Annotated in this window: 16 protein-coding genes; 7 read left to right on the top strand and 9 right to left on the bottom strand. The window is 37.6% G+C overall.

Going from position 1 to position 16,655, the window contains the following annotated elements; translation table 11 throughout:
• Positions 1 to 129: 129 nt before the first annotated feature.
• On the bottom strand, positions 130 to 1,356 hold the full coding sequence (locus I6E69_RS04585; protein WP_197120735.1) for an EAL and HDOD domain-containing protein: 1,227 nt from the start codon (positions 1,354 to 1,356) through the stop codon (positions 130 to 132).
• A 331-nt stretch (positions 1,357 to 1,687) separates the two neighbouring features.
• Here I6E69_RS04585 and putP point away from each other — a divergent pair, with 331 nt between their 5' ends.
• Positions 1,688 to 3,166: a sodium/proline symporter PutP gene (gene putP / locus I6E69_RS04580; protein ID WP_149602304.1), complete on the top strand. Its 1,479-nt coding sequence runs from the start codon at positions 1,688 to 1,690 to the stop codon at positions 3,164 to 3,166.
• Between the two features lie 274 nt (positions 3,167 to 3,440).
• On the opposite strand, the gene I6E69_RS04575 is transcribed toward putP, so the two are convergent.
• On the bottom strand, positions 3,441 to 3,758 hold the full coding sequence (locus I6E69_RS04575) for a YebG family protein (protein WP_004335683.1): 318 nt from the start codon (positions 3,756 to 3,758) through the stop codon (positions 3,441 to 3,443).
• A gap of 314 nt (positions 3,759 to 4,072) precedes the next feature.
• Between I6E69_RS04575 and I6E69_RS04570 the strand changes: the two genes are divergently transcribed.
• Entirely contained in the window at positions 4,073 to 4,369 is a 297-nt protein-coding gene (locus tag I6E69_RS04570; protein ID WP_039484552.1) for a helix-hairpin-helix domain-containing protein, read from the top strand.
• Between the two features lie 24 nt (positions 4,370 to 4,393).
• Here I6E69_RS04570 and I6E69_RS04565 read toward each other — a convergent pair whose 3' ends face one another.
• A complete protein-coding gene (locus I6E69_RS04565) occupies positions 4,394 to 4,696 on the bottom strand; it encodes a DUF6170 family protein (RefSeq protein WP_004335687.1) in 303 nt (100 codons plus the stop codon).
• A 1-nt stretch (position 4,697) separates the two neighbouring features.
• Positions 4,698 to 5,216 (bottom strand): disulfide bond formation protein DsbB, encoded by a 519-nt coding sequence (dsbB, locus tag I6E69_RS04560; protein WP_197120734.1) that lies wholly within the window; start codon positions 5,214 to 5,216, stop codon positions 4,698 to 4,700.
• Between the two features lie 519 nt (positions 5,217 to 5,735).
• Here dsbB and fadR point away from each other — a divergent pair.
• Positions 5,736 to 6,449 carry a fatty acid metabolism transcriptional regulator FadR gene (gene fadR, locus I6E69_RS04555; RefSeq protein ID WP_004335692.1) on the top strand — a complete coding sequence of 238 codons (714 nt, stop codon included), beginning with the start codon at positions 5,736 to 5,738 and terminating at the stop codon, positions 6,447 to 6,449.
• A 361-nt stretch (positions 6,450 to 6,810) separates the two neighbouring features.
• Positions 6,811 to 7,416 carry a peroxiredoxin gene (locus I6E69_RS04550; RefSeq protein WP_007378637.1) on the top strand — a complete coding sequence of 202 codons (606 nt, stop codon included), beginning with the start codon at positions 6,811 to 6,813 and terminating at the stop codon, positions 7,414 to 7,416.
• Positions 7,417 to 7,502: 86 nt separating this feature from the next.
• On the opposite strand, the gene I6E69_RS04545 is transcribed toward I6E69_RS04550, so the two are convergent.
• Together I6E69_RS04545 and smpB are read right to left on the bottom strand one after the other, a co-directional pair.
• Positions 7,503 to 10,094: a TonB-dependent receptor gene (locus I6E69_RS04545; RefSeq protein ID WP_182695461.1), complete on the bottom strand. Its 2,592-nt coding sequence runs from the start codon at positions 10,092 to 10,094 to the stop codon at positions 7,503 to 7,505.
• Between the two features lie 427 nt (positions 10,095 to 10,521).
• Complete coding sequence (smpB, locus tag I6E69_RS04540; RefSeq protein WP_004335699.1) at positions 10,522 to 11,001, bottom strand: SsrA-binding protein SmpB; 480 nt, start codon at positions 10,999 to 11,001, stop codon at positions 10,522 to 10,524.
• A gap of 147 nt (positions 11,002 to 11,148) precedes the next feature.
• Between smpB and I6E69_RS04535 the strand changes: the two genes are divergently transcribed.
• Both I6E69_RS04535 and I6E69_RS04530 read left to right on the top strand, forming a co-directional pair.
• The gene (locus I6E69_RS04535; protein ID WP_004335701.1) at positions 11,149 to 11,589 is read left to right on the top strand and encodes a type II toxin-antitoxin system RatA family toxin; all 441 of its coding nucleotides are present in this window, start codon (positions 11,149 to 11,151) and stop codon (positions 11,587 to 11,589) included.
• A complete protein-coding gene (locus I6E69_RS04530) occupies positions 11,586 to 11,909 on the top strand; it encodes an RnfH family protein (RefSeq protein ID WP_004335703.1) in 324 nt (107 codons plus the stop codon). Before I6E69_RS04535 ends, I6E69_RS04530 begins: the two co-directional genes overlap by 4 nt.
• Positions 11,910 to 12,041: 132 nt before the next feature.
• Here the strand turns inward: I6E69_RS04530 and I6E69_RS04525 are convergent, their stop codons facing one another.
• Complete coding sequence (locus I6E69_RS04525) at positions 12,042 to 12,401, bottom strand: outer membrane protein assembly factor BamE (protein WP_004335706.1); 360 nt, start codon at positions 12,399 to 12,401, stop codon at positions 12,042 to 12,044.
• 107 nt (positions 12,402 to 12,508) lie between these two features.
• On the opposite strand from I6E69_RS04525, the gene I6E69_RS04520 reads away from it, so the two are divergent.
• Positions 12,509 to 12,838 (top strand): GIY-YIG nuclease family protein, encoded by a 330-nt coding sequence (locus I6E69_RS04520; protein WP_004335709.1) that lies wholly within the window; start codon positions 12,509 to 12,511, stop codon positions 12,836 to 12,838.
• Between the two features lie 94 nt (positions 12,839 to 12,932).
• Here I6E69_RS04520 and I6E69_RS04515 read toward each other — a convergent pair whose 3' ends face one another.
• On the bottom strand, positions 12,933 to 14,852 hold the full coding sequence (locus I6E69_RS04515; RefSeq protein ID WP_197120733.1) for a methyl-accepting chemotaxis protein: 1,920 nt from the start codon (positions 14,850 to 14,852) through the stop codon (positions 12,933 to 12,935).
• 192 nt (positions 14,853 to 15,044) lie between these two features.
• Positions 15,045 to 16,517 carry a ketol-acid reductoisomerase gene (ilvC, locus tag I6E69_RS04510; RefSeq protein ID WP_197120732.1) on the bottom strand — a complete coding sequence of 491 codons (1,473 nt, stop codon included), beginning with the start codon at positions 16,515 to 16,517 and terminating at the stop codon, positions 15,045 to 15,047.
• Positions 16,518 to 16,655: the final 138 nt, after the last annotated feature.

Here is a 16,655-nt window from a genome sequence, read left to right as displayed (position 1 = left end):
ACGCCAGCTATATGCTGGCGTTTTTATTTACTGTTTATATAGAACCTAAACTTTGGCTAGAGAAAAATAAACTTAAGTATCATTATAATTCAATATATTAGTAAATACCTTAACCAGAGTTCGGGTTACTTATTTTTCGTTAACTATTAACTGCATTTGCTCATTAACCCAAGTGAGTGCTTCATGATAGGCATCAGGAACTTTTTCACCTAGGTTTAGCTCTTTCGTTAATTCGTTTGCGGCTGACCAGTTAGCTTGTTCATAATACTTAACTAAGTTTAAATATTTTGCTAGCAAGCCTTCATCGTTTAATAACGCTGCTTTTATGTCATTCGAAAGTGGAAGCTTTTTCATAACGCTTTCCATACTCTCATCTAAAATAGCATCCATAAGAGACATCATACCGGTTAAAAATGCCATGCCGGTATCTTTAAATTGTCCATGGGATATAGCGAGTAACTCACCAAAACGAGCGCGCGTAAGCGATAGCCTAATTAGCTCTACAGGTTTATCTGCTGATACTTGCGCTGCAAATAATAATGATAATAGTTTTTTAATTTCGTTAGCACCAAGCACTATAAGGGCTTGCTTAATGGTACTTATTTCAGCACGCCTTGCAAAGGCAGCAGAATTTGAATACCTAAGTAATTTGTAAGATAGGTTTACATCACGCTCAAACACATCAGTGATTTTTTTAAGATCCATATCAACGCTTGATGTTTCGTAAAGTAATTCAGCTAATGCCATTTCTGAAGGCGGTAGAGCCTTACTTTGTACCATTTCCGGTTTGGAGAAGAAAAATCCTTGGAAATAATCAAAACCAAGCTCTAGGGCTTGTTGGTAAATTTCATAGGTTTCTACTTTTTCGGCAAGTAACTTAATATGCGAGTGCAGTTTTAAATCATTAAGAACCGTTTTTATTGTACCTATATCAGATGCTAAAAAGTCTATTTTAATAATATCAATAAATGGATAAAAGTGGCGCCAAACAGGCTGATGAATATAGTCATCAAGAGCAATAGTGTAACCTTTATCTTTTAGATCTTTCACTATGGCTAATAATCGCTTCCCAGGTTGCACAGTTTCAAGGATTTCTACAACTACAGTATCTTTGCCCAGTAGTGTTGGGTAGCCCTTTGATAGCGTTTCTAGGGTGAAATTTATATAGGCGGGTTTATTGTCGGTTAAATCTTCTAAGCCGAAATTAAACTGACTACCTTCAATTAGTCGTGTAGTTGCCTCGTCACCGTCTATATCGGGAAATACGTTATCAACGCCATCGCGAAATAAAAGTTCATATCCGATGAGCTTTTTATCTCTGTCTAAAATAGGTTGGCGTGCAGCGTAAAAATACATAAACAGTTCCGTAAGAGTAATCTAATTAGGTATTGTAATAATATATGGCAAAAGACTCAAAATAGCATTACGTATATTTGCTAGATTAATAAATTATCATTAAAAATTAAGGTGTTTCTTGTATTTAATTTATTATATTTCACCAATTCGCTTTAAAATTATTCAACATGAGTGTTTTTGTATCAGGTGAGGGCAACAAGTTGGAGATTTTATTATCAAGCATGATATAGTCAGCGAGAATGGTTTTTACCCCAATAGTGTCTTAACTATAAAATTTTAAGAGTCATTATTTGGATTAAAGCCTATTATTAATAATTATGCGGAGGCTAATTTGGAAACAGGAATGATTATTTCACTAGCATTATATTTTATTGTAATGTTAGGTATCGGACTATATGCATATAAGCAATCTACTGACGATGTATCTGGTTACATGTTAGGTGGACGAAATCTATCTCCAAGTGTAGCTGCACTGTCTGCAGGTGCATCTGATATGAGTGGCTGGATTTTAATGGGCCTACCTGGTGCGATGTTTGTTACTGGTTTTAGTAGTACATGGATAGCAATTGGCTTGGTGATTGGTGCTTGGTTAAACTATCTGTTAGTTGCACCGAGATTACGTGTTTACACTGAAAAAGCAAATGACTCTATAACCATCCCAGATTACTTTTCAAATCGCTTCAATGATAAATCCAACCTATTACGTGTTGTATCAGCTGTGGTAATTATTGTTTTCTTTACTCTTTATACTTCATCTGGTGTTGTCGCTGGTGGTAAATTGTTTGAAAGCTCATTTGGTTTAACTTATGAGATGGGTTTATACATTACAACGGGCGTAGTTGTTTTATATACCTTGTTTGGTGGTTTTTTAGCTGTAAGCTTAACTGACTTTGTGCAAGGTTGTATTATGTTCATTGCACTTATTCTAGTACCAACGGTTGCATACTCTTTGCTTGAACAACCTTTAGAATCAACTTTACATAGCGTAAATCCAGATATGCTTAACTGGATTGGTGCAGGTTCTGCATTAGGTATTATTTCTGCAATGGCTTGGGGTTTAGGTTATTTTGGCCAACCACATATCATTGTTCGTTTTATGTCGGTACGTAGTGTTAAAGATATGCCTAAAGCACGCCGTATTGGTATGACATGGATGATTGTTGCTGCCATTGGTGCTGTTGGTACTGGTATATTTGGTGCAGCTTATACTTATGAGAACAACATTGTAGTTGAAGACCCTGAAACAATTTTCTTAATTCTTTCTGAATTGCTGTTCCACCCACTTATTGCTGGCTTTTTACTTGCTGCAATTTTGGCTGCGATTATGAGTACTATCTCATCTCAATTATTGGTTAGTTCAAGTTCATTAACAGAAGATTTCTATAAAACATTCTTACGTAAAGATGCCAGTGATAAAGAGCTAGTTGCTGTTGGCCGTATAAGTGTTGCCGTAGTTGCTATGTTCGCTATTTATTTAGCTTACGACAGAGATAGCTCTATTTTAGACCTAGTAAGTAATGCGTGGGCTGGCTTTGGTGCTGCGTTTGGACCACTTGTATTGTTTAGCCTTTATTGGAAACGCATGAACTTTGCTGGTGCGTTAGCTGGTATGTTAGTAGGCGCATTTACTGTGCTAATTTGGATATATGGACCATTTACTATCAATGGTGAAAGCTTAAGTAGCTTTATGTACGAAATAGTACCTGGCTTTATTTTAGCAAGTATTGCAATTGTTGTTGTTAGCTTAGTAACAAAAGAGCCTGAGCAAAACATCACTGCTTTATTTGATGAAGTAGAAAAAGAGCTTTAATTAGCAATTACTATTTATTTTAAAATGAGTAGTAATTAATACCAATCCGCAATAATACTTAATCATTTTGCGGGGCTAAACGTGTTGCTATCGGTGTTAAAAAATTCTCATTTAGAATAACTAAATATCGAATTTTTGCCTAGCTACCAACACGTTTTTCCACCCTCAAAGAGATCACTTAATTAAGCGAATTGGTATAATAAAAAAAGGGAGCAACTTAGTTGCTCCCTTTTTTATTTAGTTTGTCCCGTCCGAGGAGGGAACATTCTATGAATTAACTTACTTTTTTATCGTTGTTATCTTCAATTGATGCAACGTTATCTGACTTTTTACTTTTTGCTGGCGCTTTGGTAACAGCTGGATCTTTGCCACCTTTTAATATGGTCATAAAATCATCTTTGCTTTTCGCTATTTCTAAAGCAAGTGATTCAATTTGTTGCTCACTAAGCGGTACGTCTACCTTTTCTAGCATCAGCTCAAGTGATTCTGCTATATCGAGCATCTTGTCATAAGCATCCGCTTCTTTTTTGGTAGTAAACGTCATACGCTCGACTCCGTTTCGTTCTACAACATATTTAACAACAACAGCCATGATTTCTCCTGCAAAATTGCTTGGCACCGTGGTTTTTAAAAAACCATTAGATTACTGTTTTTATGTACAGTAATGGTTTGTAAGTAAATTTGCAAGCGCGAAGTATTAATTTTTAGGTGTCTTAAATTTGACAAAAAACGGTAACTTTACTTTAGTTAAGCAATCACTTTGTTGTACCAGCTGCATTTTCAGGATTTCGGATTATAGTGATAATGCGTTTAGGTACACTTTAAGTGATTAACTTTACAGTTCCTTATTTATTGATTTCCTGAGCAATAACCAAAATTAAGAAAAGAAGAATAAGGGCAAGTTTAATGAAAACGTTAAAAAATTTACTCATCATAAGTTTATTATGTTTACTACCCGCGACTACCGCGTACGCACAATTATCAGAAGTAACTAAGCAAATGCCTCAAGCTGAGGCAATTAGTATAAATAATGCTGATACAGAGATGCTTGCTAAGTTACCAGGTATAGGTAAGAAAAAAGCGCAGGCAATTGTGGATTATCGTGAAGAAAATGGCGAATTTAAAAGCGTTAGTGATTTATCGCAAGTTAAAGGGATTGGCAAAAAACTTTTAGCTAAATTAGAGGGGAAACTTTCACTTTAATATTTCTAAATAGTAATCAGGGTGCTAGGCGCCCTGATTAAATTGTTTTAGTGCATCGCTTAAGTGCTTTTTAGCAAAGTTAATTTCAATAGGTGTAGTTAATAGTGGATAGCACAATCCGCCAAGTATCAAAAATGGTATTAATATCCAACCTTTAAATACAGTGAATATTAAAAATAGTGGGCTAAGTAATAGCAACTTTATAATACGCAATAGAACTTTATCAGTTGGCGATAGCTTACTTAATGCAAGCGCAATTACGTCTTGACGCTGGCGTACTTTTAAATGCTTAAGCTGGGCTAATTGGCTTGAAAAAAATGTAAACATATCAAATCGACTTTTTAATTAATAAACGGGCAATAATTATAATAAATAGCGTTAGTGAGAAAATCCCAAATATCACTTCCATCCAAGCAGGCATGCTCATGCCAACAAACTGCCAATCTATATTTCCACAATCCCCGGTAGCTTGAAAAAAGCTAGGTATCCATTCATGTAGTGGCATAAATGATGGGAAATTTGGTTCAAACTCGCAGCTAAATGCAAAAGGGTCTGTGGTGGTTTGCATCTCAATATGTTCGCGAGCAATTAAGTATCCCCAAACACTCGATATCCCCCAAATAGCATACGCTATCATACGCACAGTTTTACTTTGTGGTTTACTCGAGCCTACAATCCCTGCGCCTAATAAACCCAATACTGCAGTGCGTTGATATATACACATTATGCAAGGCGCTAACCCCATTTTGTATTGAAAGAAAAGAGCGGTAACTTCAAGTAAAAAAACGATAGCTGTAAATAAAAGCCACGGGGTTCGTTTGGTAGGTAATTGTGCAAGCCAGTTCATAAAAATTCCGCGTTTTAATAGGACGTTAGATTATGACGTAGGATAAAGTATGCAGCAACAAAAAGGAAAAAAAAGCTACCGAAGTCGCTTTTTATAAGATGAAATTAATGACTACTCAATTCAGCCTTAGCAAAGGTTAAAGACATTCTATTATTTCCCCATCGATACATAAGCTCAGTTATATTGCTTACTTATACTAAGGTGATGCATCATCTAAAGAATTTTTTATGGTTGTACTTTTTCTTATGGCAAGTGCGGGATAAGTTAATTAAGCTCAGGCGCTGCGTAAATAAAAATATCTCCATAATAACAATGTACCTACAATGAATATTACTCTAGATATTCATGCATTGTAGCTAAATTAGAGAAACCCAAATTTAATTATTTATTAATTTTAAATTTCTACCCATTTGCTTTATTAATATATATTACTTTACTTGTTAGTTGTGCTTCGTCTGGTACAATCAGTCAGTTATTCGTGTAAAACGATGAGTGTTGATTAATTCGAGTGGGAACTGGATGAGAATTTTTAAAGCGAAAAGCCCAGCAGGATTTGCTGAAGAATATATAGTTGAGTCCATTTGGAACGGCGATTTCCCTCCAGGTTCAATTTTACCTGCCGAGCGAGAACTTTCAGAGTTAATTGGTGTTACAAGAACAACCTTGAGAGAAGTATTACAGCGTTTAGCACGTGATGGTTGGCTAACAATTCAGCATGGTAAACCGACAAAAGTAAATAACTTTTGGGAAACGTCTGGCTTAAACATTCTTGAAACATTAGCGCGCTTAGATGAAGACAAGATGCCAGAGCTGACAGATCAGCTTTTATCTGCACGTACTAATATTAGTGCTATTTATACACGTGCTGCAATTAAGTTAAATCCTGAACGCGTAATTGAAATTTTATCACAAAGCCATGAGCTAGAAGACACCGCTCAAGCATTTGCTGACTATGATTATAAGGTGCACCACGAATTAGCCGTTGCGGGTAATAACCGTATTTATGTATTAATACTTAACGGCTTTAGAGGCTTTTATTCAAAGATTGGTTGTCATTACTTCTCTGATGCTGGAACTCGGGAACTTGCTCGTCAGTTTTATAAAGATTTAACCATTTTGGCAGAAAATAAAGAGCATGATGGTGCTATTTCTATGATGCGTAAATATGGTCATCAAACGGGTGAGATTTGGCAAAAAATTCGTGGTGATATGCCCTCAGATATAATGGACTAAGTCTAAGCGAGAAACCTGCATTTGCAGGTTTTTTTATATCTGTAAAATTTAGCGCCACATTATATGAAATTCTAAAAGTTAAATGCATAAACCACTCCGATATTTTTAAAATTTCTACTTAGTTACAACGCAACTTACACTTTAAAATAGACCTATTATTTAAGCATATTAGTGCAAGTTGCAAGTGTTCGTTATTTTCGATTGCTCACATCGTTAAATGCGATTGTTCTTTTGTAGTGAATAACTTTAGAATGCCAATTAATTATATGTATGCGCTATTGGTTTTTAATTTTTAGCGCCCATATAAGTACCAGCATTGCGAAAGCAATTGAAAACAAACTCAAAATATTTGGAGAATAAAATGGGTGTATTAGTAGGCCGCCAGGCACCAGACTTTACCGCTGCAGCTGTTCTTGGTAACGGTGAAATTGTAGATAGCTATAACCTTCATGAAACAATTAAAGGTAAAAAAGCAGTTATCTTCTTTTACCCACTAGATTTCACGTTTGTATGTCCTTCTGAACTTATTGCATTTGATAAGCGTTTTGAAGAGTTTCAAAAGCGTGGCGTAGAAGTAATTGGTGTTTCTATCGATTCACAATTCTCACATAACGCATGGCGTAACACTGCTGTTGCAGACGGCGGTATTGGTAAAGTTCAATACGCACTAGTTGCAGACGTTAAACACGAAATTTGTAAAGCATACGACGTTGAGCATCCAGAAGCGGGTGTTGCGTTCCGTGGTTCTTTCTTAATTGATGAAGAAGGTAACGTACGCCATCAAGTAGTGAACGATTTACCACTAGGTCGTAACATCGACGAAATGCTTCGCATGGTTGACGCGCTAGCGTTCCACACTGAGCACGGTGAAGTATGTCCTGCTGGTTGGACTGAAGGTAAAAAAGGTATGGACGCAAGCCCTGAAGGCGTTGCTAAGTTCTTATCTGAAAACGAAGGCGAGCTATAATTTAGCCCTTAGTTTTAAATAAAAAAACCGCCAATTGGCGGTTTTTTATTTGTAGCGTTAGCTCACTTTAAAATAAGCTCGCAAAGTTAAAACGAGAAACTAACTTTAGTGTAGAAGTATCGGCCTCTAGGGTTGTGTACACCTGAGGCATAACCGTATAGATCAGCGTCGCCATCACCAATTGCAAATGGTGGCTCTTCATCAAATAAGTTATTTACACCTAGCGATACTTTAGTTGAGTCAGTAACACGATAAGATGTTTGTAAGTCTACCAATGTTTGCGAATCAATCATACGTGATGTATTGCTATCAAAGTCTAAATTACCGTCAAAATCAATATCTGGGGTATCTTCAAACTCACCTACATAACTGATGTTTACGTTTGTATTAAACTCGCCAATTTCCCAGTTTGTAGAGAAAATCCAGCGGTGCTCTGGATAGCCATACTCACCGGTGTAATCGCGGCCATCTTTTTCAAATTTATCTTGGTATGCCCATTCTAAATTAAATTTCAATAAACCTAAGTCATCAAGTGAGTGATTGTAGTTAGCTGAAACATCAACCCCAGATACTTCTTGCGAAGAAACGTTTTCAAATGTGCTGTAAATTTTTTGAATTGTTCCTAAGCTATCGCCACCTGTAGGTGTTAAGCGTACACATACAGTACTATCTTGGTTATTACACTCAGAGTTATAAATTGGACCAAACTCTTGCTCATCAATTTTGTTATCTTGAGTGATGCTCCACACATCGACACTCAAACCAAACTCAGCAGAAGGCGCCCAAATAAAGCCGACATTCCATGATTCTGATTCTTCAGCTTCAAGGTCAGGGTTACCAGCAAATTCAATGTTGTAATCAAGTGCATCACAATCAAGGCCCGTTGCTTCACATCGGTATGTATCTACAAAGAATTGGCTTTCTTGAGATGGACCTAAACCAACTTGTGCCAAAGAAGGCGCTCTAAAGCCTTGTGCCCAAGAGCCACGCACTGTGATTTCATCAGTAGGCGCCCAGCGAAGAGCTACTTTAGGGTTTGTTGTTGTACCGAAGTCACTGTAGTCATCGTAACGGCCAGCAAGTTGTAGCTCTAAATTATCAGCAAGAGGGATAGAAAACTCGACATAGGCAGCGTATTGTTCACGATCTGCAGATGCAGATACAGACTCTGTGCCAAATATTAAACCACGTTGAAATTGATCATCAGGAATGTCATTAACGTCTTCTTCACGGTACTCAATACCTGCAGCCATCATTACTACATCATCGCCAAAACTAAATGCTTCGCCTGTAATGTTTGCATCAAAGGAAGTCATGTGAGACTCACCACGACGCACTAAACTTGTTGTAATACGATCAATTACAGCAGGGTCGTTGTATGTGCCACCAAATGGATTGTAGTTTCCTGCATCAATTTCTTGTTGTAAGAAATCAGTACGCACCCAACCTTGTGTTCTATCACCTGTTTGAAGAGATTTACTTCGGCCTTTTTGTACAGCGGTTTCCCAGCTCCAGTCATTAAACTCACCTCTAAGCCCTGCAACAAAGCGAAGAGTATCTGATTCAATATCCCATTGGCGTGCGCCAGCATCAACTGTACGGTAACGACCAATTTGAATGTCTTCACCAAATGGATTGTTAGGGTGGCTAGCTGGGACAGTTAAGCCTGCATCTTCATCAAGTGGAGTAGGGGCTCCGGCCGCAACAGACGTATTGTGCTGTACTGCCATTTCTAAAAAGCCCGTAATGCCATTATCAAAGTTATATTCAAATTGAGAAATAGCACCCACGCGCTCAGACGCTGGTGCGATATAACCGTAAGGGCCGTAATCAAATAAACAACTGCCGCTTGAAGTTGCATTTTCAGCAGGACAAGCCGGATCAATTGTTTTAACACCGTCTACATAAAAATATCCAGGGAAGCCACGAGATGAGCGAAAATCTTCACCACCATAAGGTGATTGATTTGCTGTACCTAAGCTGCCCATTTCATCAGAAGAAAGAGATGTATTTTTAAAGTAATCGATAATAACTGACGCGCTACTTTTCTCGCTAGTAGTACCCCATACTAAACTTGCTGTTGTTTCTTCATAATTGGGACCATCAGTACCACCGTAGCCCAAATTAACTTCAACACCGTCAATGTCTTTTTTCAAGATAACGTTTACAACACCCGCCACTGCGTCTGAGCCGTAGATAGCTGAAGCACCATCTTTTAGTATATCGATTCGCTCAATGGCAGAAACTGGGATACTGTTAATATCTACAAATGAGTTTGTGATACCTTCGGCAAATGCACTAATAGATACACGACGGCCATTGATTAGTACGAGCGTAGCATCAGCACCTAAGCCACGTAAACTAACAGCAGCAGAACCATTTGCAGTTGAATCTTGGTTGTTACCACGTGTTGAGAAAGTACCGCTACCCGCGACAGGCATTCTTTCGAGGAGTTGTTGTAGGTTGTCATAACCCATGTTCTCAATATCAGCTCTTGCGATTGATTGAACCGGAGAAGGTCCTTCGATATCTGAACGTTTGATTCGTGAGCCAGTTACTTCAATGCGCTCTACTTTTTTAGCTTCTTCAGCAGCGTAAGTTGTTGTTGTAAAACCTGCTGAAAGTGCGATTGTAGCACCTGCAATTAAGCTAGGTGTAAATGCAGTTGATTGCTTCATCCTTAAGTCCTTGTTGATATGTTATAAATTTAGTTGCTCTATACCAATCCTTTTTAAATTGTTAAATAAATCCCATATTTAAGCGGATTGATATAACAAGCGACGACATTAATATCATGTAACTTAAGTGTTAGCAATTAGACTGAAATGTGATTTTAGTATGGTTTTTTGTATGTTTTTGGATGATTTTAAAGCAGAAGTTATGCGCTGAAGGAGGTTGAAATAGGCGCACATGCTTTATTTTGGAAATAACAAATACAGCCTAAATGCGAGTAATAATTAAATTAATTAATTCACAATAAAATTGTAATAAATTATTTACATGTATATTCTGAATGAATAGTAATCTTATTGTATATTAATAAAACAAATAATAGTTGGCTTTTTAATAAAAAAAAACGCCTAACTTGTTAGTTAGGCGCTGTGCTTATACTTTGTGTTTCATTAAACGTTCTTTTTCGCGAGACCAATCTTTATTTTTCCCGTCGTCACGTTTATCGTGCAACTTTTTACCTTTTGCTAGATGAAATTCAAGTTTCACCCAACATTTTTTCCAGTACATAGCTGTAGCTATTAATGAATAGCCATCTCGCTCTGTTGCACCGAGTAGACGGTCAAGTTCGCGTCTGCTTAATAGTAACTTACGATAACGCAACGGATCGCAAATTACATGGGTTGATGCACTATTAAGTGGCTGGATTTGCGCGCCAAGCAAGAATGCTTCGCCATTTTTAAGATGAATATAAGTTTCGGTGATGTTTACCTTACCTGCTCGGATACTTTTTACTTCCCAGCCTTGTAGTTCAACACCTGCTTCAAACTTATCGTGTAAAAAATACTCATGTCGCGCTTTTTTGTTTAGCGCGATGGTATTACTTGTCGATTTTGATGAATTTTTCTTAGCCATAGTGCCCTATAATATACGTAATGTGAGATGTTTTACATCGATTTTTTTAATAATGCTTTTAAAAATTAAGCTTTAATTTAAGCAGCATGAAAATTTGGGGAAACGCGCAAAGCTTGCTAAAATTCGCCCACACAGTTGGGAGTGAGTATGCCACAAATAGAAAAAAGTGCGCTGGTTATGTACAGCACTAAAGAGATGTTTGATCTAGTTAATGATGTAGAAGCTTATTCGCAGTTTTTACCAAATTGCTCAGACTCAAAAATTGTTTCACAGCATGATAATAACATGACCGCGAGTTTAGAAATATCCAAGGCGGGTATAAAAAAGTGGTTTACCACCGAAAACACCTTTGTTGATGAGCAAACCGTGTTGCTAAGCCTTGTTGATGGACCATTTAAGACGTTAAAAGGGCGCTGGCACTTTCAAGAGCTTGACGCCAAAGCATGTAAAGTTCACTTGCAACTAGAATTTGAATTTTCAAGTAAGTTAATAGAGCTTGCCTTTGGAAAGATTTTTAACGATGTAGCAAAAAATATGGTGAGTGCATTTACTCAACGTGCAAAACAGGTTTATGGAGCGAGAGCATGATTAATGTTGAGGTGGTATTTGCGTTACCAACCACGGCAACGTGTTTATCAATTGAAGTGCCACAAGGGACTACAGTCGAGCAAGCTGTTATTCAGTCAGGTATTATACAAAAGTGCCCTGAGATAGATGCTACATCGCTAACTTTAGGTGTGTGGAATCGAACTGTAAAAGCTAACTATGAGTTAAAAGACGGTGACCGTATAGAAATATATCGTCCATTAATTGCAGACCCTAAAGATGCGCGTAGAAAGCGTGCAGAAAAAGCTAAAGAAGAGGGGCGTGCAAATAAAATAACGGGTGGCCGCCCACTCGAAAAGTAACGAAAATCGGTATAAACGTGGAAAATTTAACGGATTAAATCACACGCTAACGTTGTTTAAAATGGTAAAAGCTTTTAAATAAACCAATAAAAAAGGTGAGCCATGCTCACCTTTTTTTACCACTTGAGAAATTTATTGCTCGAGCGGTGTAGTAAAGTTTTCAGGTTGGTCATAATCACCTGAGATTGAAACTAACTTTTCATTTTCAAAGTTAATTACTAACTCTTTATTTTGCTCGTTTTTACGGCCCTTATTAAAGCTGTAAATATAACGCCAAGTATTGTTATCAAAGGCGTCCTCGGCAATAGGTCTGCCTAATACGTAAACAACTTGCTCTCGAGTCATATTTACACGAAGTTTTTCAACATCCGATTGCTCTAAAAAGTTGCCTTGTGGGATGTTAATTCGGTATACCCAGCTAGAGCAACCTGCTGCTGAGCTAAGTGTTAAAGCAACGATAAGCCAAAGAGAAAAAGTTTTTAACGACTGCATTGTTAGTTGTGATCCTTATTTTTTATAATCTGCATGATACCGATTAGTCACTGAAGGTAAAACCCTTTTAAGCAATTGTTTTATGTTAAGGGCGTTAAGGTAATGTTTTGACCATTAATAATGAAAAAAGTTTACAGCACATCGAAACAAATATTTTAAAAACGGAGTCTACTTGGTTTTTATATATAGTTGAGACACGATTTGGTCATTGGTACACAGGGATCACGACTAATGTTGAAAAACGCTTTGCAACTCATCAAGCCGGCAAAGGGGCCAAAAACCTTAGAGGGAAAGGGCCGCTTTTACTTATCCATCAACAACAAGTTGGTAATAAAAGTGAAGCAAGTAAACTTGAGTATCAATTAAAAAAGCTTTCTAGAGCCAAAAAAGAAGCATACGTTTTAGCATTTAATACCGGCGACACTAAAATCATTTAGTTAATTTACTTAGATTAAACCGTATTCGCTGTGGGCAAAAGCTAGCTTTTAATATAGCTTTTGCTCACAAAGGAAATATAGCAGTTATAGCTGCTTAGCGATGTTTTTCAAAGGTAGCGACAAGTGCATCGAGTGTTTGAGCGCTGTTTGCCAAGTCACGAATAGCTTGCTCTGTATTGATTTGCTCGCTCATTGCTTTATCGCTAATTTCACTTATTTGCTCTATGTTACGACCTACATCAGCAACCACATTACTTTGCTGCTCAGTTGCAGTTGCAATAAGCGTAGCCATATCGTTTATTTGATTAGCTGTTTCGGCTATCGCATCGAGTAATTCTACTGAGCTTTGCATGGCTCCAACGCTTTGCTGCGCTTTATCTTTTGATTGGCTAATATCGTTAACTACATCATCAGATATTCTTGTAAGCTCTTCAATCATAGATTGAATTTCGGTGGTTGATTGCGATGTACGGTTTGCCAGAGCGCGTACTTCATCAGCAACAACAGCAAAGCCTCGACCGTGCTCACCTGCGCGAGCAGATTCAATTGCCGCGTTTAAAGCAAGTAGATTAGTCTGATCCGATATCCCTCTAATTGAATCCACAATACTTGCTATATCAACCGTTTTTTTAGAAAGCAAAGTAACTTGCTCTGTTATGCCATCAATATCGCTAGCTAGGGCTGAGATAGTTGCCTGGCTTTGTAATACTTGTTTGTGGCTTTGAATGGTGTTCTCACGGCTGTTATCGGTTAACTTAGCTGTATTCGCTGCGCTTTGTGCTATTTCTTGCACTGTAGCACCCATTTCGTTGATAGCTGCTGCGACAGATATTGTTTGCTCTTTTTGATTATCAATTGCTTGCGAGTTTCGTTTTGCCTGTTCAAATACATGATCAGAACTTTGGCGAATATCGTGGCTTTCACTGGCAACTTGAGTAATCGCTGTTTCTATTTTATTTATAAACTGGTTAAAGCCATTACTTAGATTGTTGAGCTCTGGTTGGCTTGATTCTGGTAAGCGGTACGCTAAGTTTGCATCGCCAGAACCTAAGCGTGAAAATAACTCAGCCATTTTAGAAAGTGGAGATGAAAGAGAGCGAGCAAGTAAGTAACTAATCAAGCTAGCAACTAACGCGGTGATTACTGTAAAAGTAAATATTTGCCATTGTAGGGTGTTTACACTTGCGAATACTTCACTTTTTGGTACTTGAGCTACAACATATAAGTCAGTGTTTTTAATTGGTGTTGCAGCTATAAGAGTAGGTTCGCCATTTAAGTTAATTTCTTCTAGTGCAAAGCCATTACTATTAAATAGTTGGTTGTGGATATTTGCAGTATATAAATCGTCAATATTTGCTTTTGCTACTTTATTGGCATCTTTATGAAGTTGAATTAATCCATTTTTATCTGCAATAAATACAAAACCTGTTTGCTCAATTTTAAATTGCTGTAATAGCTTTTGCATATCAGTGATGCTTTTTGCAAGACCTGCTAAACCAGTACCATTAGCTTGCTGATGGTTTACAAACATTTTCACATCATTGGCTGACTCTTGATAAATACTGATAGAATAAGGTTGTTTTGATTGCTTAAAAGCAAAGAACCAGCCATCGGCTGCATCATTTTTTAACACACGCAAAAACCCATTTTGGTTCCAGTACTGTGCAGTGTCTCTATTTGCCCAAGATGCTGTGGCTAAATCGTATTGCTGGGCAACGCGATTTAATTCTTTTAATAGTAATGTATCGTCTTGGTTGTTTGATTGAGCCCATTGTAAAATAAATTCGTTTGATGATAGTTGCTGAGCAGCACCAAGTAACTCGTTGATTTCACCGCCTATGTGATTGCTGATTGTTTGCAGTTTACTAGGTAGCTCTGACTCGATCATACGTTGCTCAATTATGTCTTTAGAGCTGTATAAAGAGGTCAAGCCAATCAGTGCCGCTACGCATATAGCAATAACACTGCCTAAAGCTGTGATTTTTTGAGTAATAGAAAGGTTTTGTATCGTCATGATATTAATTAATTTTACAACTGAGTAGAGGACTATACTAGCACATTATTTATTTAGAGCTAGATATTGCCTACTGTGAAATGAATAGAAGGTAGCGTGTTATGGTTAAAGTTTTATGAATATGCATAAAAAAGCCCATAAGCAAAGCATATGGGCTTGGTTTCTAACAAGCGAAACATTTATCGTTTAGGGTTAAACAATCTTTTTCATTGCTGACATGTAGCCACGTAATTTAGCACCTACTTTTTCAACTGGGTGTTCACGAAGGGCGGCGTTAATTTGAATTAATGTTTGGTTATCAACTTGGTTACTGTGCTCGCCAAGGCCTTTACCAATAACATCTGTATCAATTTTTTTCATAAAATCTGCAAGTAATGGCAAACATGCATGGTTATATAGGTAACATCCATACTCTGCAGTGTCAGAAATTGTACGGTTCATTTCAAAAAGCTTTTTGCGTGCAATAGTATTAGCAATTAATGGCGTTTCATGTAAAGACTCGTAGTAAGCTGACTCTTCAATAATACCGGCTGCTGTCATGGTTTCAAAAGCAAGTTCAACACCTGCTTTTACCATTGCTACCATTAAAATACCGTTATCAAAAAATTCCTGTTCTGAGATTTCTACATCGCCAGCAGGGGTCTTTTCAAAGTTAGTCTCTGCTGTTTCAGCGCGCCATTTAAGTAAGTTTACGTCATCGTTATTCCAGTCTTCCATCATAGTGCGTGAGAAAGTGCCGTCGATGATGTCATCTTGATGCTTATTATAAAGCGGGCGCATAATTAGTTTTAGCTCTTCGCTTAGTTCAAACGCTTTTACTTTTGCAGGATTTGAAAGGCGGTCAAGCATGTTTGTAACGCCGCCGTACTTAAGTGCTTCGGTAATTACTTCCCAGCCGTATTGAATTAGCTTTGATGCATAACCCGCATCAACGCCTTTTTCTACCATTTTATCAAAACATAAAATAGAGCCAGTTTGTAGCATGCCACATAAAATGGTTTGCTCGCCCATTAGGTCTGACTTAACTTCAGCAATAAATGATGATTTAAGTACACCAGCACGGTGTCCGCCAGTCCCTGCTGCATACGCTTTAGCTTGTGCTAAACCATGTCCTTGAGGGTCATTTTCTGGGTGAACAGCAATTAGAGTAGGTACACCAAAACCGCGTTTGTATTCTTCACGTACTTCAGAACCAGGACACTTAGGCGCAACCATGATTACAGTAATGTCTTCACGTACTTGCATGCCTTCTTCAACAATATTAAAGCCATGAGAGTAGGCAAGTGTAGAGCCTTTTTTCATAAGCGGCATAATTGCACTTACTACAGCAGTATGTTGCTTATCTGGTGTTAAATTAAGTACTACATCAGCTGTTGGGATTAGTTCTTCGTAAGTGCCAACAGTAAAGCCGTTTTCAGATGCGTTCAAAAATGATTGGCGACGCTCTGAAATAGCTGATGCGCGTAATGTGTAAGAAACATCTAAACCAGAGTCACGTAAGTTTAAGCCTTGGTTTAAACCTTGTGCGCCACAGCCTACAATAACTAGTTTTTTACCTTTAAGTGCATCAACGCCATCGGCAAATTCGCCTGCGTCCATAAATTCACATTGCGCTAATTGCGCTAATTGCTCGCGTAAAGGTAAGGTATTGAAATAATTCGCCATTGTTAGTGTCCTATAAAGTCATGTTTGTTAGATGCGCAATGTTTACTGCGCTTACAAACACCATATGTAAAATCGTTGCTTGCGTAAAATGATATATTTGAATTAAAGTGTTTCATAATATGAAATGCAGGGGGTTGG

Source organism: Pseudoalteromonas sp. NZS100 (genome assembly GCF_015864815.1).
Taxonomy (GTDB): domain Bacteria; phylum Pseudomonadota; class Gammaproteobacteria; order Enterobacterales; family Alteromonadaceae; genus Pseudoalteromonas; species Pseudoalteromonas distincta.
This window is presented reverse-complemented; position numbering and strand designations above follow the sequence as displayed.